This window comes from Paenibacillus sp. FSL H7-0357, from assembly GCF_000758525.1.
Taxonomy (GTDB): Bacteria; Bacillota; Bacilli; order Paenibacillales; family Paenibacillaceae; genus Paenibacillus_AQ.
Genome location: NZ_CP009241.1, coordinates 50,990 through 75,741 on the forward strand (window position 1 = coordinate 50,990; position 24,752 = coordinate 75,741).

The following is a 24,752-nucleotide window of genomic DNA, read 5'->3' on the forward strand; positions in this document are numbered from 1 at the left end:
TCAAATTATGAACAAGACAGATTTGGTAAACAACATTTCCGAAAAAAGCGGATTGGCAAAGAAAGATGTAGAAACCGTATTGAACGGCGTGCTGGGCGAAATTACAGATGCTCTGTCCAAAGGCGATAAGGTCCAATTGATCGGCTTCGGTACTTTCGAAACCCGCAAACGTTCCGGCCGCACCGGCCGCAACCCGCAATCGGGCACACCTATTGAAATTCCTGAATCCACTGTACCGGCCTTCAAGGCTGGCAACAAGCTTAAAGAAGCCGTCAACTAATGCGCCTGGACAAATTCCTGAAGGTATCCCGTTTGATTAAGCGCCGCACTGTGGCTAAAGATGTGTCCGAACAGGGCCGGGTGCTGATTAACGGGAAGGAATCGAAACCGAGCAGTACGGTAAAGATCGGCGACGAGATTACAGTGCAATTCGGTCAAAAGCTAGTAACGGTCAAAGTGGAGAAACTGGTGGAAACGACCCGCAAGGACGAGGCCGCCGGTATGTATACGCTGCTCCGTGAAGAGCCTGTTGCCAAAAGCAGCGGTCTCGACTGGTAAAAGCGCTGTAAGGATAAGCAGATCACAAGCAAGAGGGTGTTCCTGATGCCAGAAATGGCCGGAACACCCTCTTTGTTTTTAATAATAATAGAACTCCGTTGGCTTCTTGCATGAGCTCTATTGGTCTTTTGAAATTCTAAAAGCCTCTGTTCTATAACCTCTCCTTCCACCATAGATTAGAAACAAGAAGGAGGGGTACATGCTATGATCGAGCCAGTCAAAGTCAATAAACAGCACGATCTGCACATGCGCAGTCGCAAGCAATTGGAGATAACAGGCGTGCAGAATGTAGAGAGCTTCGACAGCGAGGAGTTTCTGCTACGCACGGAACTTGGCCATCTCACCATTCGCGGAAATCATTTACATATCAAGAATCTAAGTCTGGAGAATGGGCTTTTGTCTCTGGAGGGCAATGTCCATTCCCTGATTTACCTTGATCCCGGAGCGCAGAGTAAAAACAAAGGCATCCTCGGCAAACTGTTTAAATGAATCCCGCGATTCAGTGGATCACCCTGCTTTACATGATGCTGGCCGGCACAGCCATGGGACTGGCCTATGACAGCTACCGGGTGCTGTCGCTGAAATTAAGCTTTCCCAAATGGCTGAATGCGCTGCTGGATCTGCTGTATTGGATGTGGGCGGCACTCCTCGTCTTCCGGATGCTTTATGCCGGAAATCAGGGACAATTGAGGTTTTATGTCTTTCTTGGCCTCTTTCTAGGCGTATGGATTTATTTTTTACTCTTCAGTGTTACGGTGCGGCATTTTGTGGTAATGTTAATTCAGTCGATTCAGTATACGTGCAGGCTGCTATGGAGAGCTGTAGAAATCGTAATAGGCATGCCGCTTCGCTGGCTTTGGCGCCTCCTGAGGGGGACGCTGCTGCTCTTGGGCCGGATCCTGTTATTTATCCTGAAGCTGCTGCTGCGTCTAACGAAGCCAATTTGGGTACTTCCAGTAAGATGGATCTCTCCGCCATTGTCCCGGCTCTATCACAGTGCCTGGATGGTGAGATTGTCTGAGTGGTTGACCGCATGGTGGAAACGCTGAGATTGAACTGGGGGTAGGCTGCATGAACAGATTTTCTGCAGAAGAGAAGAGTAGCAATAACAAAGGCTTGGCTGCAGGCACGAAGAGAAGAAGATTCCTATGGGCGGTCATGGTTACAGTTTTTTTGGGCTGGGCCGGTTATATTTTCTTTGCCCAGAGTGCGGCAATTGCGGAAAAGAGTGAACAACTGGCCAAGAAGCAGGCGAGCAGCGAGGGAGTTACGGCTTCCCTCAATCAACTGAAATACGAAGTGTCGCGACTTAACGACGACGAGTATATCGGCCAATTGGCGCGTAAATGGTACAATATGTATCCGTTAGGGGAACAGCCTATTCGTCCCGAGCAATCAGGGCAATAAAGCAGGCCAAAAGAGGCTTTCGCTGTGTTGCCTTGCTTTGCTCTTTACTGTATAATCAAATCACCGCAGACTGGATGGACTTTATATTCGTCTGTATATTTTTAAGGGAGGATCATTTTATTCTATGGCAATTGAAGTGGGCACCAAGTTAGAAGGCAAGGTGACAGGCATCACGCATTTCGGAGCATTTGTGGATCTGTCAGGAGGTGTCACAGGTCTCGTTCACATTTCGGAAATCGCCGATAACTACGTCAAGGATGTTAACGATCATTTAAAGATTGGTGATGTAGTAACTGTCAAGGTGATCAACGTTGACAAGGACGGCAAGATCGGGCTTTCCATCAAGCAGGCTGTAGATAAGCCGGCATCGGAAGTACGTCCCCCTAGAGCTCCAAGACCAGAACGTCCAAGCGGTGGAGACCGTTTCGGCGGCGGTGGCGGCAGTGGTGGTGGAGGCGGCGGCGGTGGTGGTGGTTTCAATCGTGAACGGGGAGGGCGTCCATTCAAGCCTGCAGCCGGTAAACCTTCATTCGAGGATAAAATGTCACGCTTCCTGAAAGACAGCGAAGAACGGATATCTTCGATCAAGAAGAACACAGAAGGAAAGCGCGGAGGCCGTGGAGCCAAACGCGTATAATCTACTTGCACATCATAAATAACCGCAGGGGCTTTCGCCCTTGCGGTTTTTTTGTCGGTGCCCGGCAAATTGCCGACAGCATCTATCTCATTCTCACATAACACCAGAGCAATCGCTGACGAAAATCTGCCGCTGGCCTCTGCACAGTTTTGCGGCAATCCGCTGGTCGAGTCTATCAATCCAATGCCCCGCATGGGATCGAGAGGCTTCGCGGGTGCTTTGTCGGGACAGGCTTTTTTGTCGGAAATTTTTTACAGTTTGCTCTCTGTTTCTGACAAACTTTCTTAAGACCCCCGCTATATAATGAGAACCATAAATTCTTAAACGGGTGGTGCAGAGGAATGAATAAAAGCAATGTGGTCAATTTGCCGGAGTGGACAAAAGCGGGAAGCAAAGACAAGGTGCAGAAGGAAGCCTGGGGCATGCGTCTAAAGAGCTGGGGTATGAATCAACCGCTGCTTCAGTTTCTAACAGTGAAGAAATGGATGCTGCTGTTGAGCTTAATGGGCTTTATGCTGGGACGGGCAATGATTTTGGACGAGCTGTCACCCTTTGCTGTAGCTTACTTTGCTGTCATTGTGTTTATGCGTAAAGACTCTATACTTCCGGTGGCTGCAGCCACGATCCTCGGCAGTCTGTTCACCCCGTTCCCCGGAGCAGTAGTGATTGCCGCAGAGCTAATTATCTTCTACCTGCTGTACAAAGGTTTTGAGAGCTTCCAGCGGATTGATCTATCCTATGCGCCGCTGATGGTATTCGTATCCTCATTTATGGTCGGACTGTTCCGGATTATCATGGGTCCCTCCCTTACCTGGTACCCGCTGATGATGGCGACACTCGATGCGCTGCTTGGCTTTGTGCTTACACTGGTATTTTTGCAGGCGCTTCCTTTGTTTACTTACAAGCAAAGGAGCCGGGCGCTGCGGAATGAAGAAGTTCTCTGCTTAATTATTCTGCTGGCTTCCGTCATGACCGGCCTTGTGGGCTGGACCATAAACGGCTTGTCGCTGGAACATATTCTGTCACGCTTTCTTATTCTGTTGTTTGCTCTCGCCGGGGGAGCTCCGCTCGGTGCTGCCGTCGGGGTAGTCACCGGACTGATCCTCAGCCTGGCTGATATCGGAGCCATTTATCAGATGAGTCTCCTGGCTTTCTCCGGAATGCTGGCCGGGATGATGCAGTCCGGGCGCAAAGGGGCAGTCTCGATCGGGATGCTGCTGGGCTCGACTATACTTTCGGTCTACTTCCTGGGCCCGGGTGATGTGATGGCCTCAACTTGGGAGACTTGCGCTGCAGTGTTGTTGTTTCTTCTAACACCAAAGGGGATTATTTCTGCCATCGCCAAATATGTGCCGGGCACACCGGATCACAGCCGGTCACAGCATGAATATGCCAGAAGAGTGAGAGATATTACAGCAGACCGGGTAACCCAGTTCTCGCAGGTATTCCAGCAGCTGTCGAGCAGCTTCGGGCAGATTCCCCGGGCTGGAGAAGCCGGTAAAAGTGAACGTGAAATGGAAGACTTCATGAGTACCGTAACTGAGGGTGCCTGCGCCGGCTGTATCCGGCGTTCGCATTGCTGGGACACGAAGTTTTATCAGACGTACAGGTATATGACAGATATGATGACGACCGTAGAAGAATGCCCGGATATCACCGCAGCCCAGCTTCCGCCCGAGTGGAGCCGGATTTGCGGCAAGACAGGGGAGGTACTGGAAGTGATGAAGGGCCAGTATGAGCTATACCAGCATGATATGCGCTGGAAAAGACAAATATACGACAGCCGCCAATTTGTTGCCGAGCAGCTTTCGGGTGTATCTCAGGTGATGGAGGACCTGGCGAAGGAGATCAAACGTGAAGGCCAGGCAATGTACCGGCAGGAGGCCCAGATCCGCGAGGCGCTGGAGAAGCTGGGGTTGTCCATTCATTCGATTGAGATTTTAAGCCTCGATCCCGGCCGGGTAGAAATAGAAGTGGTTCATGCTTATACCCGCGGTTTTGATGAGTGCCGCAAGATGGTTGCGCCGCTGTTGTCCGATATTCTGGAGGAGAATATTGCAGTCGTAAGTGAAACGGCGGTGCATCCCCGCGAGGGATTGTCGATGGTCACCTTTGGATCTGCCAAAGCTTATGAGGTGAATACCGGAGTGGCAGGGGCGGCCAAGGGAGGCGATATGTTCTCCGGCGACAGCTTCAGTACCGTAGAGCTTGGAAATGGCACATTTGCTGTGTCCATCAGTGACGGGATGGGTAACGGAGAGCGGGCCCGGATGGAGAGCAGTGCCGCATTGTCCATGCTGGAGAAGCTGCTGCAGTCCGGTATGGACGAGAAGCTGGCGGTAAAGTCCGTCAATTCCATTCTGCTGCTGCGTTCTCCGGATGAGTTCTATGCGACGGTGGATATGGCGCTAATCGACCAGTATTCGGCGCATACCACTTTTATGAAAATCGCGTCTGCGCCTTCCTTTATCCGCCGGGGGAGCGAAGTCATCCCGATTACTTCGAGCAATCTTCCGATCGGAATCATAAAAGACATTGAGGTGGATTTGATCAGCATGCAGCTGCGTCCGGGTGATATTCTCATTATGATGACCGATGGTATTTATGATGCGCCCGGATATGCCGTTAATAAAGAGATATGGATGAAGCGGTTAATCCAGGAGCTGGAGGGAGATGATCCTCAGGATATGGCCGACAGCCTGCTGGAAAAGGTTATCCGTTATCAAGGCAATGAAATCCATGATGATATGACCATTGTCGTCAGCCGGGTCGATCATTATCATCCGGAGTGGTCCAGCCTGCATATGCCTGGCATCGGCCGGATGGAGCGGCCGCGGACGGTCAGCTAGTAAGGTAATCTATCATCTAACTCACGTTATTCTTTCGTGAGCTATATATGGAAGCAATGGAGTATCCTAATTCGGCGGGGCCTCATCTACCCCGCCGCCCTTTGCGCCGCCCCGTTTCAAAAGCCGCTGGCTCGGCGGCGTTCTTTTTCAGGTTTCAAACATAACGTGAATCTATGGGACGGAGAGGAATTTTGGAGCTGGAGAAGCGTCAGCGTGCGCCTTTGTCCCCGGATTTGCACCATGTGGCCAATTCAATAAATCCGGGGACAACAGCGATCGGAAGCCCAAAAGTTCCTCGCAGTTCCCCGAGTTCACTATTGTTTTTATCTGAATATCTCCGCTAAGCGGCGTTTGAAATCTCTCAACCTTGGATATGCTAGAAACAGATAACAAGGCAAAGGGGAGTGAACGGTCATGAAGCAAATTCTGCTCATTACGGACGGATGTTCCAATGTGGGGGAGAGTCCGGTGATGGCTGCGGCGCATGCCCGGCAGGAGGGAATCACCGTTAACGTGGTTGGCGTGGTCGATTACGGAACCATTGGCGAGCTGGGAAGCCGGGAGATTTCTGATATTGCCAAAGCAGGGGGAGGACTGAGCCGGATTGTCGGAACGCCGCAGCTGGCGCAGACCATCCAGATGATGACCCGCAAAACTGTGGTTCAGACCATTCAGCAGGCGGTTAATAAAGAGGTAAAAAAAATACTCGGCGAAGGCTCGCTGGAAGAGCTGCCGCCATTGAAACGTTCGCAGGTCGTTACCGTCGTAGATGAGCTGACAGAAACCTCGCCGCTGCGCATCGCACTGCTGATTGACGCAAGCGCAAGTATGAAGCCTAAACTGGGTGCCGTAGAGGATGCCATCCGTGATTTGGCCCTCAGCCTGGAAGCGCGGGAAGGAAGCAGTGAGATTTCCGTGTTCCATTTTCCCGGGCGCTCGAGCAGTGAGGAGGCCATGCTGGATATGGACTGGACGAGCAATGTGTCGGAGGTCCGCTCGCTGTTCTCCAAGCTGAAAATGAGGGGAGCCACGCCTACAGGACCGGCTATTTTCAAGGTGCTCGAACATTACCGTTGTGATACACTGGATGAACACCGTGACCGCCTTCCGGGCAGGGATCACGATGAAAGAGAAGGGATGATTGGTGGGTATGTCGTCTAATCCGCCCTACCCTGTCGGCACCGTTATTAGCGGCAAATGGCGGGGGAACCGTTATGTCATTGAACGGATGCTGGGAAGAGGGGCCAATGGAACCGTATATCTCGTGCAAAGAGAAGGCAGACGGGAGCGGTATGCGCTCAAGATCGGAAACGATACGCTTGAGCTGCAGTCAGAAATCAATGTGCTGACCTCGCTGCAATCCTGCCGGAAGCGAAGTGAGTTTCGCGCCCGCCGTGAATCCGCGCTGTCCTCTTACCTGCTGGAGTCGGATGATTTCAAAGATGGAGAGCATACCCCTTTTTATGTGATGCGTTACGTTGAAGGTAAACAGCTGCACCATTTTTTGGCCAAAAACGGGATCTCCTGGCTGGGGCTGGTAGGACTGAAGCTGTTAGAGAAGCTGCAGACGCTGCATGAATGCGGTTTTGTGTTTGGTGATCTCAAGCCCGAGAATGTAATGGTATCCGATTACGGCGAAGCCGAACTGATCGACTATGGCGGCGCAAGTCCCATGGGACGCAGTGTGAAGCAATTTACCGAGTGGCATGACCGCGGATTCTGGAATGCAGGCAGCCGTACCGGCGACGAGAATTATGATCTGTTTGCTTTTGCCGTTCTCTGCCTTCGTTTGCTTAATGAAGACGGGCTGAAAGCCGCTGCCCAGCAGCTGCCGCAGACAAGAAGCGTCGATGAACTGATTAAGCTGGCCAAAAGTTTGCCCGACAGGAAGCTCTCCTCTTGGCTGTGTCTTGCACTGAAAGGCGGATTTCCCGGTTCCGCGCAGGCTGCTGAGATCTGGAAGATTCATATATACGGAACGCGCAAACAGCCGAAGGATGCCATGGCGACCCCGCGCTGGCTAAAAAGTGCGTTTGGGTTATCGTTATTTGTGCTGGCTTTTACGATTTATTGGGTATTGCGTTTTTGATCTCATACATATACCGGAATGCTTGCCATACCGGTCAAAGATTGTGTAAATGATAGGGCAAGAAAGGGAGCACCGTATGGAGCAAATGAATGAGCTTGTGGAATCCGTAATGGAGTCTGCAGACGAGCACGGGCTGTGGGCGCCCCATGACACCATAGTAGTCGCAGTTTCCGGAGGGCCGGACTCTGTGGCTCTTTTGCGTATTCTGCATGAAATATCCGTGAACCGGATACCGCTAAACCTGGTATGTGCCCATGTGAACCACGGGTTCAGAGCCGAGTCCGTTGAGGAGGCGGAGTTCGTCCGGCAAATGGCCGGGGAGCTGGGGGTGCCTTTTGAGCTGGCCGAATTTGATATCCCTTCCCTCGCCAAAGGCAGCGGGCTTGGCCCCGAGGGGACGGCACGCGAGAAACGCTATCAGTTTCTGATCGAGACCGCGCACCGCTATGGCGCACGCTCCGTTGCACTGGCACATCATGCCGATGATCAGGCGGAGACGGTGCTTATGCGGCTGTTGCGGGGCAGCGGACCTTCCGGCCTGGCCGGAATGCGCTGGAAGAGGACAGAAAAAAAGGTGGAACTCATCCGCCCCTTCCTGCGTATTAACAAAACGGCTCTTGTCGGGTTATGCCGGGATGAAGGGTTTCCCTATGCCGAAGATGCCAGCAATCTGCTGACCAAATACAAGCGGAATGTCATCCGGCTGGAGGTGCTGCCTTCACTGGAAAAGTACAACCCGAAAGTCAAACAGTCGCTTCTGCAATTGTCCGAAATTGTCGGAGCCGAAGATGAATTTATGGAGGCGAACGCAGCAAAATGCTTCGATGAGCTGGTTTTGATGAAGCATGGAAAATACACCTTTAAGAGAGCTTTGTTCGCGGCCATACCCTCCGCTTTACAACGGCGTTTGATTAAACTAATATTAAATTATCTGTCGGCGGATTCATCGACCCTGGATTTTTCCAAGATCGAGGCTGTACGCCGGGGGACGCTGCAGGAACACCCCACCGTATGGAGTTTGGATTTGGGTGGAGGTCTGATCTGTGTGCGGCAATATGATACAATTTTGTTCTCGTCCAAGCCTCCGCAGCGGAAGGTAAGTTATACATATCGGCTGTCTTTGCCTCATTCCCGGCTTTTGCTGACGGAAATAGGAAAAGTAATGACGATGACGGTGCTGGAGAAAGAAACTTTTTTAGTACAGGGGGAGGACTATGGGAAGATGTCGGCTTGGTTTGACAGCGATGAGCTGGTCCTGCCGCTGACCATTCGTTCCCGATTGCCTGGAGATACCATAAGGGTTATGGGATTAAACGGAAGCAAAAAGGTAAAAGATATTTACATTGATGATAAAATACCTTCTTCCGAACGCTCTGAGATTCCCCTCGTTTGTGATGGTTTGGGCAATATCGTCTGGATTCCGGGCGTAAGGCGCTCGATGCATGCCGCAGTAGGGCGGCACACGGCCTCGGTTCTTCTCTTGTCTCTGGAGGACATGGAGCAGCACGAAGAAGCGTAATGGTCGAAGTAAGTCTTTCATAGTATAACTTAGGAGGTTCGCAAGTTGCAGAACGATATTCAAGAAATCTTGATCAGCGAAGAAGAAATCCAACAAAGAATCAGGGAGCTCGGCGCCCAGCTGAGCGCAGAATATGCAGGACGTACGCCATTGGTAATTTGTGTGCTGAAAGGCGCGTTTATCTTTATGGCAGATTTGGTTAAAGTCATTACAGTACCTGTTGAGATGGATTTCATGGCTGTATCCAGCTATGGGGCATCCACCAAATCTTCCGGTGTGGTCAAAATCATCAAGGATTTGGATGCGTCAGTTGAAGGACGCGATGTTCTGATCGTCGAAGACATCATCGACAGCGGTCTTACACTCAGTTATTTAATTGAAATGCTTCAAGGACGCAACGCTGCTTCCATTTCTGTGGTTACCCTGTTTGATAAACCGACAGGACGCACCGTTAATCTCGAAGCTGCTTATACCGGCTTTGTGATTCCTGATGCTTTCGTAGTCGGCTACGGACTCGACTATGCCGAACTGTATCGGAACCTTCCTTACGTCGGTGTACTGAAGCCTGAAATTTATTCCAAATGAGCTAATCGACAGCCTTAGATCCACGGATCAGATTTCCGGACCTCTGAGCATTTGAGGACTCTGGGCAGGCTATGGTACAATAACTTGAGCGTTGTGAGAGGAGGTAGGGGATGAATCGGTTCATCCGGAATTCTGGTTTTTATTTGATTTTATTTTTAGTCGTGGTGGGCATTGTCCAGTTTGTGAGCAATGGAAATGAATCCGCCGATTTCCCTAGATACGATGAATTAAGGCAGGAATTGAAAGACAATAATGTGAAGAGTATGACGATTCAGTTTGAAGGCAATGCTTTTGCCGTTACTGGTGAATATAGAGAGCAGCCGTCAGATGCCAAATCGAAAAATTTCTCCACATTTGTTCCTCCTACAGACAAAGCCCTTGATGAGCTTATTGGAGCCAGCGAAGTCAACGGTGTAGAGCTGGTTACGAAAAAAATGGAAGGTGACAGCATTTGGCTGACATTCCTTTCTTCCATCATTCCGCTGGTTATTATGTTCATCCTGTTCTTCTTCCTGTTCAATCAGGCACAGGGTGGCGGCGGCAAAGTAATGAATTTCGGCAAGAGCAAGGCCCGGTTATATAATGAAGAGAAGAAGAAAATCAGCTTTGAGGATGTTGCAGGCGCTGATGAAGAGAAGCAAGAGCTGGTGGAAGTCGTGGAATTCCTCAAGGATCCGCGTAAATTCGCAGCTGTAGGCGCACGTATTCCTAAAGGGGTTCTCCTCGTGGGTCCTCCAGGGACTGGTAAAACCTTGCTGGCCCGTGCAGTTGCCGGTGAAGCAGGAGTTCCGTTCTTCAGTATTTCCGGTTCCGACTTTGTGGAAATGTTCGTAGGTGTCGGTGCTTCCCGTGTACGTGACTTGTTCGAAAATGCCAAGAAGAATGCACCATGTATCATCTTTATTGATGAGATCGATGCAGTGGGACGTCAGCGCGGCGCCGGACTTGGTGGCGGACATGATGAACGTGAACAGACACTTAACCAATTGCTTGTAGAAATGGACGGTTTCGGCGGCAACGAAGGCATTATTATTGTCGCAGCTACCAACCGTGCAGATATACTTGACCCGGCATTGCTTCGTCCGGGACGTTTCGACCGTCAAATTACGGTTGACCGCCCAGATGTTAAAGGCCGTGAAGCTGTACTTAAAGTTCACTCCCGCAACAAGCCGCTTACGAAAGACGTAAGACTTGATGTTATCGCCAAACGCACTACCGGATTTACCGGTGCCGATCTGGAGAACCTGCTGAATGAAGCGGCTCTGCTCGCTGCACGCCGCAACCGCAAGGATATTACCATGCGTGAGGTAGATGAAGCGATTGACCGTGTAATTGTAGGTACCGAGAAGCGCAGCCGCGTGATCAGCGACCGTGAGAAGCGTATTGTAGCTTACCACGAAGCCGGTCATACGATTGTCGGTTACTTCCTGGAACATGCAGACATGGTTCACAAAGTTACGATTATCCCGCGCGGACGCGCAGGCGGATATGTCATTATGCTTCCTAAAGAAGACCGCATGCTTGTTACGAAGCAGGAATTGCTTGATAAAGTAACCGGACTCCTCGGTGGACGTGTTGCCGAAGAGATGTTCATCGGTGAAATCGGCACAGGCGCATACAGCGACTTCCAACAGGCTACGCGTATTGTCCGCAGCATGATTATGGAATACGGTATGAGTGATAAGCTGGGACCTATGCAGTTCGGTACATCCCAAGGCCAGGTCTTCCTGGGCCGCGATATCGGGCATGAGCAGAACTACAGTGATTCCATCGCTTATGAAATCGACCAGGAGATGCAGAACTTTATCCGCAGCAGCTATGAACGCTGCCGGGAGCTGCTTACCAAGCACTCCAAGGAAATGCACCTCATTGCCAACACCTTGCTTGAGAAAGAAACGCTGGAACTGGATCAGATTAGAGAATTGATCGAGCAAGGCTATCTGACTGAAGATGGTAAACCGGAAGAGACTCCGGGTGTGACACACGAAGCCGGCGAACCAGTTATTGATTCTATCGGTGATGTGCGTGTCCGCATTCAAGGCAAGGACGACACCTCTTCTACAATTCCTGATCTGACCAAGGATATTCCGAATAATCCGGAGTCCGGGGATGGAAATGATTCTAACGACGGCAATAAAGACGGCGGCGGAGGCCTCGTCTAAAGAGCCCCTTAACTGAATGAAGCTACGCAAGCTCGTCCGGAGAACCTTAAAGTTCTCCGGATTTTTTTCGCCTTTAGGCTTCCTGCCGTACAGCTTGATCGACTCCCGGTTACATTGACAGAGGGTGGAACCTTGTGTACATTAGTGATTAAATATTAAATAATGGATAACTATCTATAGCAGAGCTGAGTGGCTGTGCAGATCCGCAAGGAACATATAATCTATTCGAATGTAGAGCCGGCTTACGCCGTGAAGAAATAAGGGGGAGAACTAACCGTGGAAGCTCTGGCGCTTGAGCGCAAGCAGGAACAAAATCGCGAACTTCGTGTGCGCCTCGAACAGCTGAAAAAAGAACGGAATGCAATCATTTTGGCTCATTATTATCAGCGTGATGAAATTCAGGAGGTTGCCGATTTTCGGGGGGACTCTTTTTTACTCGCTCAAAAGGCAGCGGAGACCGATGCGGAAGTGATTGTCTTCTGCGGTGTTCATTTCATGGGGGAAAGCGCTAAGATTCTGGCGCCTAACAAAACTGTGCTTATTCCTGATGAACGCGCCGGTTGTCCGATGGCCGATATGGTCAATGTAGATGGCTTGCGCAAGCTGAAAGCACAGCATCCGAATGCTAAAGTGGTGACTTATATCAACTCGTCGGCTGAAATTAAAGCAGAGACTGATATTTGCTGTACCTCTGCCAACGCTGTGAAGGTCATCGAATCACTCGATGCGGAAGAAATTATCTGGGTGCCGGATAAGAATCTGGGCCAATATGTCCAGGATCAGACGGGCAAGAAGCTGATTATCTGGGAAGGCTATTGCAACACTCATGATATGCTTACCGTTAAAGATGTAGTGGAAATGAAAGCAAAATATCCGGAAGCCGAGTTTGTGGTGCATCCGGAATGCCGTCCTGAAGTGGTTGCCATGGGCGATTATGTAGGCAGCACCACCTCGATTCTTGAATATTGCCGGAAATCGGACCGCCGGCAGTTCATTGTTGGGACAGAAGACGGTACCGGATACCAGCTCCGCTTGGATAGTCCGGATAAGGAATTCCATTTTGCAACGAAATTTCTTGTATGCCCTAATATGAAAGTCAATAATTTAAAGAAACTGGTCAAATGCCTGGAGACGATGAAGCCGCAGATTTACGTACCACCCGCTGTCGCCGACAAAGCCAGAACTTCCCTAGAGCGCATGCTACAAGTCCGGTAGCATGCGCTACTCTTTCGTTGAAACAGGTGAAAAGCGGTCATGATTCCACAGTATTTGGTTGATTTCGACCTTCGCGAGCTTCCTACAATAAAGACGGATTGCATTGTTATCGGTTCAGGTATCGCCGGATTGTTCACGGCTATTAAAGCGAGTGAAGAGCGGCATGTCATTATGATTACTAAAAAATCGCTGATGGAGAGCAATACTAGATATGCTCAGGGAGGAATTGCCGCTGTAATAGCCGAAGATGACTCTCCGGCATATCACCGGCAGGATACACTAATGGCCGGTGCAGGGCTCTGCTCCTCGGCTGCTGTTGATGTATTGGTGAATGAAGGACCGGGCGGGGTGCATGAGCTGATCCGGCTCGGCACCGTATTTGACAAGGAAGATGGCATATTAGCTTTGACTCAAGAAGGAGCACACAGCCACCGCCGGATTCTGCATGCCAACGGGGATGCTACGGGCTTTGAAATTGTGCGTGCACTCTCTGAACAGGTTACTGAACATGACAATATAGAGGTATGGGATGATCATTATGTCATTGATCTCGTTACCGAGGGCGGCGAATGCCTTGGGGCACTGGTACAGCGGCCGGGCGGAGGCAGATTGTTCCTGCAGGCTGATGCAACGATTCTATGCTCCGGGGGGCGGGACAATTGTACCGCTATACTACTAATCCGGAAGTTGCGACCGGAGACGGCGTAGCCATCGCTTACCGGGCCGGAGCCCATGTGCGTGACATGGAATTTATCCAATTCCATCCGACGGCGCTTAGTTATCCGGGAGCCCCGAGGTTTCTGATCTCGGAAGCGGTACGCGGCGAGGGAGCCGTGCTGCGCAATATCAATGGAGAGCGGTTCATGGAACGATATCACGAGCTGCTGGAACTGGCACCCCGCGATATCGTGGCCCGGGCCATTGTCAGTGAGATGGAGCTGACCAAATCAACGTTTGTCTATCTGGATATTACGCATGAATCGGCCGATATGGTCAAACATCGTTTTCCCACGATATATGAGACATGTATGGGCTACGGACTGGATATTACAACGGACTGGATTCCCGTGGCTCCTGCTGCGCATTATATGATGGGGGGCATTAAGACCGATCTCAACGGAGAGAGCAATATCTCCCGTTTATTCGCCTGCGGTGAGGTGTCTTCCACCGGGGTGCATGGTGCCAACCGCTTGGCTAGCAATTCCTTGTCCGAGGCCATTGTGTTCGGACGGCGGATTATTGAACGCATTCGCCAGCTTCCCCCGCTGCGGCGGGAGACGATTTCGGCAGGCAGTCAGCAAGGCCGTGTTGAGTCTCCCACACAAGCTATTGTGGAGCGGCGGCTTAAGCTGCAGAAGGTAATGGTCCGTTACGCCGGATTGCGGCGGAATGAGGAGATGTTGTCCAAGGGGCTGGAGGAATTGAAACGGCAGCTGCCAATTTTTGCTTCGGCGCTGACCAAACGTGAGGAGTACGAGTTCGCCAATATGCTGACCTGCTGCCTGCTGATTACGGAATCGGCTTTGGCGCGGGAGGAGAGCCGCGGAGCACATTACCGTGAAGACTATCCGCTGCGGAATGATGCAGAGTGGCAGAAACATCTGCTCCAGATTCGCGAACTGGGAATAGTGGAGGAATTAAGTGATGATGTTTAATGGATATAATGAAGAGCTGGTACAGGCAATTAAAGGCTGGCTGCAGGAGGATGTCGGCTCCGGGGATATAACGACCCGTACGACGATACCTGCAGGCCATGAGTCCAAGGGTATTATTCATGCCAAAGAGGACGGCATTATCTGCGGAATTCCTGTAGCGGAGCTTGTGTTTGAGATTGTAGATCCGTCGCTTGTGTTCACGGCACTGGTGCAAGAAGGCCAGAGTGTGTCCAAGGGAACGGTCATCGCAGAAGTTGAAGGCAGCACGCATGCGATCCTCACCGGGGAACGGCTGGCACTTAATTTAATGCAGCGGTTGTCCGGCGTGGCTTCACGTACCGCCTCCTTCGTTCAGGAGCTTCATGGCTTGCCGACGCGTCTGGTGGATACGCGCAAGACAACACCCGGTCACCGGATGCTGGAGAAATACGCTGTACGGGTCGGTGGTGGAGCGAATCACCGATTCGGATTATATGATGCGGTAATGATTAAGGACAACCATATCAAAGGTGCTGGCGGAATCCGTCAGGCTGTAGGACGTGCTCGGGCTAATATTCCGCATACAATGACGATTGAAGTAGAGACGGAAAACCTGGAGCAGGTGGAGGAAGCACTTGTTGCCGGAGCCGATATCATCATGCTTGATAATATGTCTCCTGAACTGATGAAGGAAGCTGTGAGAAGAATTAAGGCGAAATCGCCTCATGTCAAGACTGAAGCATCGGGTAATGTATCTTTGGAAACGGTTCGCCGTATCGCGGAGTCCGGCGTTGATGTAATTTCAGTGGGCCGTCTCACCTATTCTTTCTCCAGTCTGGACATCAGTCTGGATCTGAATGCGAAGAAGGAGGGCCCGCTGTCATGATGCTCGCCGTCGATATCGGCAATACCAATATTGTTCTCGGTGTGTACCGGCAGCGTGAGCTGCTGCACCACTTCAGGCTTAATACTGCACGCCAGTCCACTGTGGATGAGTATGGAGTTCTGATCCATAATCTATTCAGCATGTCGGGACTTTCGGTGAAGGACATCGAAGGGGTTATTATCTCCTCGGTAGTGCCGCCGCTTGTTCAGGTCATCGTGGAGATGTGTGTGAAATATATTGGCAAGGATCCGCTGCTGGTAGGTCCAGGAATCAAGACTGGGCTTAACCTGCGCTATGAGAATCCGCGTGAGGTAGGCGCTGACCGGATTGTTAATGCGGTTGCTGCCATTGAGCAATACAAATGTCCGCTAGTTGTTGTTGATTTCGGAACTGCGACTACCTTCGATTGCATTGACGCAGGTGCCAATTATCTTGGCGGGGCGATTGTGCCGGGACTCGGCATTTCTACGGAGGCTTTATATCAGCGGGCTTCCAAACTGCCGCGGATTGAGCTGGAGAAGCCGAAGAAGGTAATCGGACGGAACACGGTCCACGCTATGCAGGCAGGGATTATTTTCGGCTATGCCGGGCAGGTTGAAGGGATTGTAAGGCGCATTAAGCTGGAAATGAATGCGCCGGTGCTGAAGGTCATCGCTACGGGTGGACTTGCCCCGCTCATTGCCGGTGAAACGGATTGTATTGATGAAGTGAATCCAATGCTGACGCTGGAAGGTCTGCGTATTATTTATGACCGTAACAAATAAAATAAAGAAGCCTTAAAAGGGCAAGAGATAGGAGGAGTATGCACCCGATGGATAACAAAAAGGACCGGCTGGTCCGGGGAACGGCGCTGGATGGCAGAGTCAGAGCTTTTGCTGTGCGCACGACAGCGCTGGTTGATGAATTGCGGCGCAGACATGATACGTATCCAACGGCTACAGCCGCACTGGGCCGTACAGTTACCGCTGCAGCCATGATGGGCGCAATGCTCAAAGGTCAGGAGAAACTCGCCGTGATGGTCAAAGGCAATGGACCGATCGGACAGATTACTGCAGAATCCAATGCTTTTGGAGAGGTACGCGGTTATGTGACCAACCCGCATGTTCATCTGCCGAGCAATAGTCTTGGCAAGCTGGATGTCGCAGGAGCCGTGGGTACGGAAGGGTTTATTGATATCAGTAAGGATTTAGGCATGAAGGAGCCTTACCGGGGAAGTGTGCCGATTATTTCCGGTGAGCTCGGCGATGATTTCACGTATTATTTTGCAGTTTCCGAACAAACGCCGGCTGCGGTGGGTCTTGGTGTGCTGGTTGAAACCGATAACTCCGTGCGCGTAGCCGGGGGATTTATTGTACAACTGCTTCCAGGGCTTACGGATGAAGAGATCACTGAGATTGAGCGGGCGGTAGGGTCGCTGCCTTCAGTAACCGCTTTACTGGAAGAGGGGCTGGAACCCGAAGAGATGCTCCGTTATCTTTTACCGGATGCAGTGATTATGGATGAGCTGGATATCAAATTTGTCTGCCAATGCTCGCGTGAAAGGGTGGAGCAGACACTGGTCAGCTTGGGTGAGAAAGAGCTGGAGCGTTTGATTGAAGAAGATGATCAGGCTGAGGTTGTCTGCCATTTTTGCAACGAGGCCTATGTTTTTAATAAGGATGAATTGCAGGTTATCCTGGATCAAGCGAAATCGTAGGGCTGGGGATGATGACAAGACAGGAGCGCGCGCTGCGCAATGCCGTTATTCTACTGGCTGTCGCGACTTTGATGCTCGGAGGTCTTTTATTCTGGAGTTTGCGGGCGATGTCCATTCTTAAAGGAGAGCCGGCGGACGGCGAGTCCCCGGACATCGCCTCTGCGGGAGGCCAACCGGTAACGGACCAAGCCTGGGTGGATGAACTCAAAAAAAAGTACGGTAATGATGTGCTGCTGGGCATGCTTAATCATATTGTAGTCGACAAAGAGGCCAAGGCTCTTGGTGTTGCTGTGACAGATGTGGAGATTGAGCAGGAATTGAAGCGCAGCATGACCGGTTACGGTTCGGAAGAGCAATACTATGCCCAGATGCAGTCGGAGCTGGGGCTTTCCCGTCAGGAAGTGCGTGAAGAAGCGGTGTATCGTCTGACTCTTCAGGCAGTCGCAACTGCAGGCATTACAATTACTGATGCGGAAATTGATAATTATTTAGCGGAGAATTCCGAGCGGTTCACACCGAGGAAAGAAATGCAGCTCTCAATAATTAAAGTGGCCACCTACAGCGAAGCTGAGCGTGTAATGGACCGGCTGGAGCAAGGAGAGGACTTTGCTGCACTTGCCAAGGAATTATCCATAGATGAGGAAAGCCGTGGACGAGGCGGCAGCATCGGAACCGTGGAGGAGGAGGATCCCTTTTGGCCGGAAGATCTGCTGAAGACGGCAGCGCAGCTGGACGAAGGAGATATCGCAGGTCCCCTGCAGACGGGCGATGATTATGCCATTATCCGGCTGGAGAAAATGATTGATCCCAAAAGCCAGGATCAGACGGAAATCCGTGAGCAGGTTCGCCGTGAGCTGGCACTGGAGCAGGCAGCTCCATTACAGCAGGTGGAGAGTGATTTGCGCGCTAAATATGATACAGCGATATATATTGACAACAGCCTGCAAGATTGATAATATGAAATTAAATGGAAAACCTACTGTTTTAGTCGGAAATAGATGGCGGCGAATCATATTTGGCCGTGGAACAGCGCTATAACTTGGTGCTGCGGTGTTGAATCTCCTGGTGCACACCCGGAATTACAAGCTGAAGACTTATGTATGTCACAAGTTATGCACCCATATATATCATTTATCATTCCAAGGAGGTTTTTACTCATGGCTAAAGTCGTCAACAGTGTAACAGATTTGATCGGAGGCACACCGCTCGTTCGTCTCAATCGTATTGTTCCTGAAGGATCAGCGGAAATTTATTTGAAGCTGGAATACCAAAACCCGGGCTCCAGCGTTAAAGACCGCATTGCCCTCAGTATTGTAGAAGAGGCTGAGAAGGAAGGTCTTCTGAAACCAGGCGGCACGATTGTAGAAGCAACCAGCGGCAATACAGGTATTGGCCTTGCGCTTGTAGCTGCAGCCAAAGGTTATAAGGCTATTATTGTTATGCCGGAAACGATGAGCCTTGAGCGCCGCAATCTGCTGCGTGCTTACGGCGCAGAGCTGGTGCTGACTCCAGGATCGGAAGGTATGAACGGTGCGGTTAAGAAAGCGGAGCAGATCTTAAGCGAGAACCCAAGCTTCTTCCTGGCTGAACAATTCAAGAACAAAGCCAACTTGAAAATCCACCTTGAAACAACCGGCCCGGAAATCGTGGAAGCCATTGAATCCATTGGTGGACCGCTGGATGCTTTCATCGCTGGTGTGGGTACAGGGGGAACTATCTCCGGTGCAGGTGAAGTGTTGAAGGGTCAATATCCTGATGTGAAGATTTATGCGGTAGAACCAGCTGCTTCGCCAATTCTGGCCGGCGGCAAACCAGGACCTCACAAAATTCAGGGGATTGGCGCAAACTTCATTCCTGAAATCCTCAACCAGGACATTTACGATGAGATCATTCACGTAGAGAACGATGAAGCATTTGAAACTGCCCGTCGCGTGGCTAAAGAGGAAGGCGTGTTGTCCGGTATTTCTTCCGGTGCAGCTGTATTCGCGGCTCTCAAAGTAGCTAAGGAACTGGGCGCAGGCAAAAAAGTAGTTGTGATCATCCCAAGTAACGGCGAACGCTACTTGAGCACACCGCTGTATAATTTCGAAGCATAATTGCTGACAAAGCAAATGACTAAGAGTCCTCGCATCCGCTAAGACAGGGATAACGAAGGCTCTTTTTTGTGCATGATGAAAGATATAATCTTTCCTGTGCTTCCACAGCAGATGAGGCTGGAGTCAGTCGAAACGGTTTTTTTCAGAAAATCCATGGTTCAGGCTTTTCAAAGCAGCACGAAGTACAGTATACTGACAGGCAATAAACTTTAGATTGCTTAATGCAAGAAGCGCAGGCTTCACAAGACTTAAGCGAACGCTTACGAAGCAAGTTTTGTTACGAAGCAAATTTAAGAAGCGCAGGCTTCACAAAACTTTTAGGAGGATGGCTTTGGAAATCATAACGGCTTGGCAGGATTGGGAGCAGTGGGCACAAGAGGACTGGAGCCTCCTCCCTTTAATTATAAAATCACCGCAGGACAAGGAGGGCTTGCCCTCTTCCTGGATGAAGGCCTGGCAGCTGGCCTCCCCCTATTCAGTGGTGCTGGAGAGCGGGAAAGGCGGACGATACACATACTTGGGGTTGCAGCCCGTTTCAGTACTAAAAGGAAAAGGCGGGGATGCCGAGGTGCTCAGCTTGTCCCCGGAGGCAGCGGGAACGAATGAACCTGTGCCGCAAGCTGTGGAGCTGCAGGGAGAGCCGCTGAAAGTACTGCAAAACTGGATGAGCGGCTTCTCCTCACCCAAACTGCAGGTTGCCGGCCTGCCCCCGTTCCGTGGAGGCTGTGCGGGGTTCCTCAGCTATGACGTAGTCCGATCTCTGGAGCAGCTTCCTGTGCTTGCCCAGGATGATCCCGGATTTCCGGACTATCTCTTCATGCGGCTGGAAGAGCTGTGGATCTATGACCATCTTGAGAACACGCTCTATTCCATCGTGCATGTGCCGGTTGCTGCGGCCAGCTCGTCTGAGCTGGGCGCTCTGAAGTCACTGTATCAAGACGCAATCGTCCGGGCAGAAGGCATGGTGGAACAGTGGCATCAGATCTGCTCTGCTCCCGGCCTGGGAGAAGACCGCAAAGAGGAACGTGGGATTATCGCTGCTGTTGAATCAAGCGCCGACCTGTCCGGTGAATGGCCAGGCATGACCTCTGCTTTCTCGCCCGGGCAATTCCAGCAGGCTGTGCTTGACGTTCAAGAATACATCCGCCAGGGGGATGTATTCCAGGTCAACCTGTCGCTGCGCCAGGAGGCGCAGCTGAATTCCTCGCCGGAGGATGTGTATGATTGGCTGCGCAAGCTCAACCCGTCCCCGTACATGGGGCTGCTGCGCTCGCCCGGCTTCGCGCTCTCCAGCGCTTCGCCGGAGCTGCTGGTCAAGCTGCACGGGGACAAGGTCAGCGCCCGCCCCATTGCCGGTACCCGGCGCAGGGGCCTGACTCCCGCGGAGGATGCCGCCATGGAGGCGGAGCTGCGCGGGAGCGAGAAGGAGATCGCCGAGCATATTATGCTTGTCGATCTGGAGAGAAACGATATCGGCCGGGTCGCGGCCTATGGATCGGTCAGCGTGCCGGAGCTGCTGACCGTGGAGCGATACTCGCATGTCATGCATCTCGTCTCGCAGGTCGAGGGCAGCATCGCCCCCGGCAAGGATGCTTATGATGTCATGGCCGCCTTGTTCCCCGGCGGTACTATTACCGGCGCACCCAAGGTGCGGACAATGGAAATCATCGAGGAACTGGAGCCGGTACGGCGTGGTCCATATACTGGATCACTGGGCTGGATTGACTATAATGGCAATATGGAATTAAATATTATTATAAGAACACTGGCAGTGAAGGACGGAGTCGGATATATTCAGACGGGCGCGGGCATTGTGATTGATTCCGATCCGTACCGCGAATACCGGGAATGCCATAATAAAGCCAAAGCGGTTGTGAAGGCGGTTCTCTGCAGTGAGCATCAGCAGGAATTGCGGACGACCGGCGGCGCCGAAGGGGGAGCAATACAATGATCTTGGTCATCGATAATTATGATTCCTTTACGTACAATCTGGTGCAATACCTGGGTGAGCTGGGGGAAGAAGTGAAAGTATTCCGCAACGATGAAATCAGCATTCAGGAGATAGAGGCGCTGGCTCCGGACCACATTTTGATCTCTCCCGGACCTTGTACGCCGAACGAAGCCGGCATCAGTCTGGAAGTGCTGCAGCATTTCAAGGGGATCATACCTATCTTTGGAGTCTGTCTCGGACATCAGGCTATCGGACAGGCTTTTGGCGGTAATGTTATCCGTGCGGAGCGTCTGATGCATGGCAAAACATCGCCGATTCACCATCACGGCACATCCGTATTTGAAGGACTGGAATCTCCCTTTACCGCAACCCGCTATCATTCCCTGATTGTAGAGCGTGAGAGTCTGCCGGATTGTCTGGAGATTACAGCCGAGACTGCGGAAGGTGAGATTATGGCGCTGCGCCATAAAGAGTACCCGATTGAAGGCGTGCAGTTCCACCCTGAATCGATCATTACGGATCATGGGCACATCATGCTGCGCAACTTCCTGAAACGGAGAGCCGGGGAAACGGCATGAAATATATAGGGCTCAACAAAAGCGTAGTTGAGGCTAAAGACGCCGTGGTCTCCACCTTGGATCACGGCTTTTTATACGGTATGGGCTTGTTTGAAACCTTTCGCACCTATAACGGCGTGCCCTTCCTGCTGCGCCGTCATCTGGGCAGACTGGCTGAGGGCTGCAGGCAGCTAGGCATTCCGTTTGAACCGGATGAAGCGTCCTTGCGGGACTGGATCACACGGGTGATGGACAAAAACGAACTGAAGGACGCCTATATACGGTACACAGTTACAGCCGGGGAGGACATTCTTGGCCTTCCGGCTGGTGACTATAACCGCCCGAATCATTTGCTCTATATCAAAGAATTGCCGCGCCAGCCAGCCGCTCTCTACAGTGAGGGCAAAGGGCTGCAGCTGTTGCAGCTGCGGCGTAATACCCCCGAAGGACCGGTAAGGCTGAAGTCACTCCACTATATGAACAATATACTGGCCAAGCGGGAGCTTGCCGGATATGCCTCTGCGGCCGGCGGCACGGAAGGGCTTATGCTGACTGCAGAAGGGAATATTGCTGAGGGAATTGTGAGCAATATTTTTTTCATCAGCAATGAGGTGCTGCACACGCCTGACCTGGCCACAGGCATCCTTCCGGGAATTACCCGGGAAATGGTCCTTAAGCTGGCTCCTGCCGCCGGACTCCGCGTGGAAGAGGGATTGTACCGCTGGGAACAGCTTCAGGCTGCCGATGAGGTGTTTCTCACCAATTCGGTGCAGGAGATTGTCCCGGTTACCACACTGTGGCACGGTGATGAGGCGCTGACTGTAGGCACAGGGCGCTGCGGGGCACACACGGCGCAATTGATTACTTTATACAGGGAAAGGACGGGAGAGCCGGTATGAGACCCGTAATCTATAAGCGGATCTACCGCTGGAACAACAGCGAGCTGGTCCTTGGTGACCGAACGTTAATTATGGGCATTTTAAATGTAACCCCGGATTCCTTCTCTGATGGCGGACTATGGAATGAACCGGATCAAGCGGTAAAGCATGCGCTGCAAATGGCTGCTGAAGGTGCCGATATTATCGATATAGGCGGAGAGTCAACCCGTCCCGGCCATCAACCAGTAAGCTTGGAAGAGGAGCTGGCCCGTGTACTGCCTGTTATTGAGAGTATCCACCGCGCTGCACCTCAGTTGATATTATCCATAGATACCTATAAGGCGGAGGTGGCACGTCAGGCGATTCGGGCAGGGGCGCATATCATCAACGACATTTGGGGGTGCAAAGCCGATCCTGATATGGCAGCTGTGGCTGCTGAGGCGGACTGTCCGATTATTTTGATGCATAACCGCCACGACCGGAATTATCAGAATTTGGCCACGGATATGGCGGCTGACCTCAATGGCAGCATCAACCTGGCGCTCGAAGCCGGGGTGAAGCCGCATAATATCATCCTTGATCCAGGCATTGGCTTTGCCAAGGATTATGCGGAGAATTTGCAGGCGATGATGGTACTGGATGAACTGGCGATGCTGGGTTATCCCCTGCTGCTTGCCACTTCCCGCAAAAAATTCATCCGTACCGTGCTGGACCTCCCGTCTGATGATGTGATGGAGGGAACCGCCGCTACCGTTGCATTCGGCATTGCTCAAGGCTGCCAGATTGTGCGGGTGCATGATGTGGCCACGATGAAACGTACCGTACTTATGTGTGATGCGATGCTCTATGCCGCCTCTCCGCGGGTGCATGAATAGGTGGCTATTGCTGAACGAACTATTTTGTATTAGAAAGCAGGTATCAGGATGGATAAAATGAAGCTGCACCGCATGGAGTATTATGGATATCATGGTGTGTTTGAAGAGGAACGCAAGCTTGGACAACGTTACTATATTGACCTGGAGCTGGAGCTTGATCTGCAGGGGGCTGGTCTTCAGGATGATCTGGACCAAACCGTAAATTACGCCGAAGTGCATGCGCTCGTCAAAAAAATTGTCGAAACAAAGTCCTTTAAGCTGATTGAAGCTTTGGCGGAACATATTGCATCCTCAGTACTGGACACTTATACTATTATCAATGCAGTAACAGTCAAAGTAACCAAGCCGCATCCGCCGTTCGACATTCATTTTCAGGGAGTGACTGTAGAACTGCATAGAACGAGAAAGTGAGACAGGGCCCATGACTATACACTCCACCTCTGAGGTATCAGAGGCTTATATTGCTTTAGGGGCCAATTTGGGTGACCGCGAAGGCACCTTGAAGGAAGCTTTGAACAGGCTGGATCATTATGACGGGATTGAAGTTGTACGCTGCTCCAATGTATATGAGACAGAGCCTGTCGGCTATCTCGACCAGCCGCAGTTTTTGAATATGGCGGCCGCCCTCCGCACCACGCTTGCGCCGGAGGACTTGCTTCATGTGATGCTCGATATTGAAGCACAGCTAGGCCGGGTTCGTGATATCCGTTATGGCCCGAGAACAGTGGATCTTGATTTATTGTGGGTAGAAGGACAGAGCTATGATACGGCAGATTTAACGCTTCCGCATCCCCGGATGCTGGAACGGGCGTTTGTGCTGTTTCCGCTCAGTGACATCGTACTGCTGGATGAGGATTCTTCCGGACTCCGGGGAATCATTACAGCAGCGCTGCAGGATATAGACGGAAAGGAAGGAATGCGCTTGTGGACATCAAACGTATGGGAACGCGGGTCAGAGCATTCCGAAAGCTGAAAGGATACACCCAGCAAGAGTTGGCGGATTCTGTCGGAATTTCACTGGCTGTGCTAGGCGCAGTCGAGAGGGGAAACCGGCATTTGGAAGATAAAATTTTAAATAAAATTGCGGATGTTCTTGAGGTTTCGGTCGAAGAGTTGGCCAATCCCTCTACTTAGGCAGACATCCATTCATAAATAGAA

Annotated in this window: 25 protein-coding genes and 1 pseudogene; all 26 read left to right on the top strand. The window is 51.4% G+C overall.

Features of this window, described 5'->3' with window-relative positions:
- Window positions 1–7 precede the first annotated feature (7 nt).
- The 26 genes and pseudogenes from H70357_RS00235 to H70357_RS00360 all read left to right on the top strand — a co-directional run bounded on the left by H70357_RS00235 (window position 8) and on the right by H70357_RS00360 (window position 24,728).
- Window positions 8–280, top strand: a complete 273-nt coding sequence (locus H70357_RS00235; protein ID WP_038584392.1) for an HU family DNA-binding protein — start codon at window positions 8–10, stop codon at window positions 278–280.
- Window positions 280–558, top strand: coding sequence for an RNA-binding S4 domain-containing protein (locus H70357_RS00240; protein ID WP_038584395.1), 279 nt, complete (start codon window positions 280–282; stop codon window positions 556–558). The genes H70357_RS00235 and H70357_RS00240 overlap by 1 nt, the downstream gene beginning before the upstream one ends.
- 204 nt (window positions 559–762) lie before the next feature.
- Window positions 763–1,047, top strand: coding sequence for a sporulation protein YabP (yabP, locus tag H70357_RS00245; protein WP_038584398.1), 285 nt, complete (start codon window positions 763–765; stop codon window positions 1,045–1,047).
- The gene (gene yabQ / locus H70357_RS00250; protein ID WP_038584400.1) at window positions 1,044–1,607 is read left to right on the top strand and encodes a spore cortex biosynthesis protein YabQ; all 564 of its coding nucleotides are present in this window, start codon (window positions 1,044–1,046) and stop codon (window positions 1,605–1,607) included. Before yabP ends, yabQ begins: the two co-directional genes overlap by 4 nt.
- A 22-nt stretch (window positions 1,608–1,629) precedes the next feature.
- The gene (locus H70357_RS00255; protein ID WP_038584402.1) at window positions 1,630–1,965 is read left to right on the top strand and encodes an FtsB family cell division protein; all 336 of its coding nucleotides are present in this window, start codon (window positions 1,630–1,632) and stop codon (window positions 1,963–1,965) included.
- A 124-nt stretch (window positions 1,966–2,089) separates the two neighbouring features.
- Window positions 2,090–2,602: a S1 domain-containing RNA-binding protein gene (locus H70357_RS00260; protein ID WP_038584404.1), complete on the top strand. Its 513-nt coding sequence runs from the start codon at window positions 2,090–2,092 to the stop codon at window positions 2,600–2,602.
- Between the two features lie 341 nt (window positions 2,603–2,943).
- Entirely contained in the window at window positions 2,944–5,451 is a 2,508-nt protein-coding gene (gene spoIIE / locus H70357_RS00265) for a stage II sporulation protein E (protein WP_038584407.1), read from the top strand.
- Window positions 5,452–5,865: 414 nt separating this feature from the next.
- Entirely contained in the window at window positions 5,866–6,612 is a 747-nt protein-coding gene (locus tag H70357_RS00270; RefSeq protein WP_038584410.1) for a vWA domain-containing protein, read from the top strand.
- Complete coding sequence (locus H70357_RS00275) at window positions 6,602–7,540, top strand: serine/threonine protein kinase (RefSeq protein WP_038584413.1); 939 nt, start codon at window positions 6,602–6,604, stop codon at window positions 7,538–7,540. Before H70357_RS00270 ends, H70357_RS00275 begins: the two co-directional genes overlap by 11 nt.
- A gap of 76 nt (window positions 7,541–7,616) precedes the next feature.
- Window positions 7,617–9,059 (top strand): tRNA lysidine(34) synthetase TilS, encoded by a 1,443-nt coding sequence (tilS, locus tag H70357_RS00280; RefSeq protein WP_038584415.1) that lies wholly within the window; start codon window positions 7,617–7,619, stop codon window positions 9,057–9,059.
- A 45-nt stretch (window positions 9,060–9,104) separates the two neighbouring features.
- On the top strand, window positions 9,105–9,644 hold the full coding sequence (gene hpt, locus H70357_RS00285) for a hypoxanthine phosphoribosyltransferase (RefSeq protein ID WP_038584418.1): 540 nt from the start codon (window positions 9,105–9,107) through the stop codon (window positions 9,642–9,644).
- Between the two features lie 110 nt (window positions 9,645–9,754).
- Complete coding sequence (gene ftsH / locus H70357_RS00290; protein ID WP_038584422.1) at window positions 9,755–11,806, top strand: ATP-dependent zinc metalloprotease FtsH; 2,052 nt, start codon at window positions 9,755–9,757, stop codon at window positions 11,804–11,806.
- A 276-nt stretch (window positions 11,807–12,082) separates the two neighbouring features.
- On the top strand, window positions 12,083–13,021 hold the full coding sequence (nadA, locus tag H70357_RS00295) for a quinolinate synthase NadA (protein ID WP_038584425.1): 939 nt from the start codon (window positions 12,083–12,085) through the stop codon (window positions 13,019–13,021).
- A 39-nt stretch (window positions 13,022–13,060) separates the two neighbouring features.
- Window positions 13,061–14,676: pseudogene (gene nadB / locus H70357_RS00300) on the top strand (L-aspartate oxidase).
- On the top strand, window positions 14,666–15,541 hold the full coding sequence (nadC, locus tag H70357_RS00305) for a carboxylating nicotinate-nucleotide diphosphorylase (protein ID WP_038584428.1): 876 nt from the start codon (window positions 14,666–14,668) through the stop codon (window positions 15,539–15,541). Before nadB ends, nadC begins: the two are co-directional and overlap by 11 nt.
- Window positions 15,538–16,305 carry a type III pantothenate kinase gene (locus H70357_RS00310; protein ID WP_038584431.1) on the top strand — a complete coding sequence of 256 codons (768 nt, stop codon included), beginning with the start codon at window positions 15,538–15,540 and terminating at the stop codon, window positions 16,303–16,305. The genes nadC and H70357_RS00310 overlap by 4 nt, the downstream gene beginning before the upstream one ends.
- A gap of 47 nt (window positions 16,306–16,352) precedes the next feature.
- Window positions 16,353–17,237 carry an Hsp33 family molecular chaperone HslO gene (hslO, locus tag H70357_RS00315; protein ID WP_038584434.1) on the top strand — a complete coding sequence of 295 codons (885 nt, stop codon included), beginning with the start codon at window positions 16,353–16,355 and terminating at the stop codon, window positions 17,235–17,237.
- 8 nt (window positions 17,238–17,245) lie between these two features.
- Window positions 17,246–18,190 (top strand): peptidyl-prolyl cis-trans isomerase, encoded by a 945-nt coding sequence (locus H70357_RS00320; RefSeq protein WP_081965636.1) that lies wholly within the window; start codon window positions 17,246–17,248, stop codon window positions 18,188–18,190.
- 204 nt (window positions 18,191–18,394) lie between these two features.
- Window positions 18,395–19,333 (top strand): cysteine synthase A, encoded by a 939-nt coding sequence (cysK, locus tag H70357_RS00325; RefSeq protein ID WP_038584437.1) that lies wholly within the window; start codon window positions 18,395–18,397, stop codon window positions 19,331–19,333.
- Window positions 19,334–19,658: 325 nt separating this feature from the next.
- Entirely contained in the window at window positions 19,659–21,284 is a 1,626-nt protein-coding gene (locus tag H70357_RS00330) for an anthranilate synthase component I family protein (RefSeq protein WP_038584440.1), read from the top strand.
- Window positions 21,281–21,862: an aminodeoxychorismate/anthranilate synthase component II gene (gene pabA, locus H70357_RS00335; RefSeq protein ID WP_038584443.1), complete on the top strand. Its 582-nt coding sequence runs from the start codon at window positions 21,281–21,283 to the stop codon at window positions 21,860–21,862. The genes H70357_RS00330 and pabA overlap by 4 nt, the downstream gene beginning before the upstream one ends.
- Entirely contained in the window at window positions 21,859–22,740 is an 882-nt protein-coding gene (locus H70357_RS00340; RefSeq protein WP_038584445.1) for an aminotransferase class IV, read from the top strand. Before pabA ends, H70357_RS00340 begins: the two co-directional genes overlap by 4 nt.
- Window positions 22,737–23,594 carry a dihydropteroate synthase gene (gene folP / locus H70357_RS00345; protein ID WP_038584448.1) on the top strand — a complete coding sequence of 286 codons (858 nt, stop codon included), beginning with the start codon at window positions 22,737–22,739 and terminating at the stop codon, window positions 23,592–23,594. Before H70357_RS00340 ends, folP begins: the two co-directional genes overlap by 4 nt.
- A 48-nt stretch (window positions 23,595–23,642) precedes the next feature.
- Complete coding sequence (gene folB, locus H70357_RS00350; protein WP_038584452.1) at window positions 23,643–24,005, top strand: dihydroneopterin aldolase; 363 nt, start codon at window positions 23,643–23,645, stop codon at window positions 24,003–24,005.
- Between the two features lie 10 nt (window positions 24,006–24,015).
- The gene (gene folK, locus H70357_RS00355) at window positions 24,016–24,567 is read left to right on the top strand and encodes a 2-amino-4-hydroxy-6-hydroxymethyldihydropteridine diphosphokinase (RefSeq protein ID WP_038584455.1); all 552 of its coding nucleotides are present in this window, start codon (window positions 24,016–24,018) and stop codon (window positions 24,565–24,567) included.
- On the top strand, window positions 24,519–24,728 hold the full coding sequence (locus tag H70357_RS00360) for a helix-turn-helix domain-containing protein (protein WP_038584458.1): 210 nt from the start codon (window positions 24,519–24,521) through the stop codon (window positions 24,726–24,728). Before folK ends, H70357_RS00360 begins: the two co-directional genes overlap by 49 nt.
- Window positions 24,729–24,752: the final 24 nt, after the last annotated feature.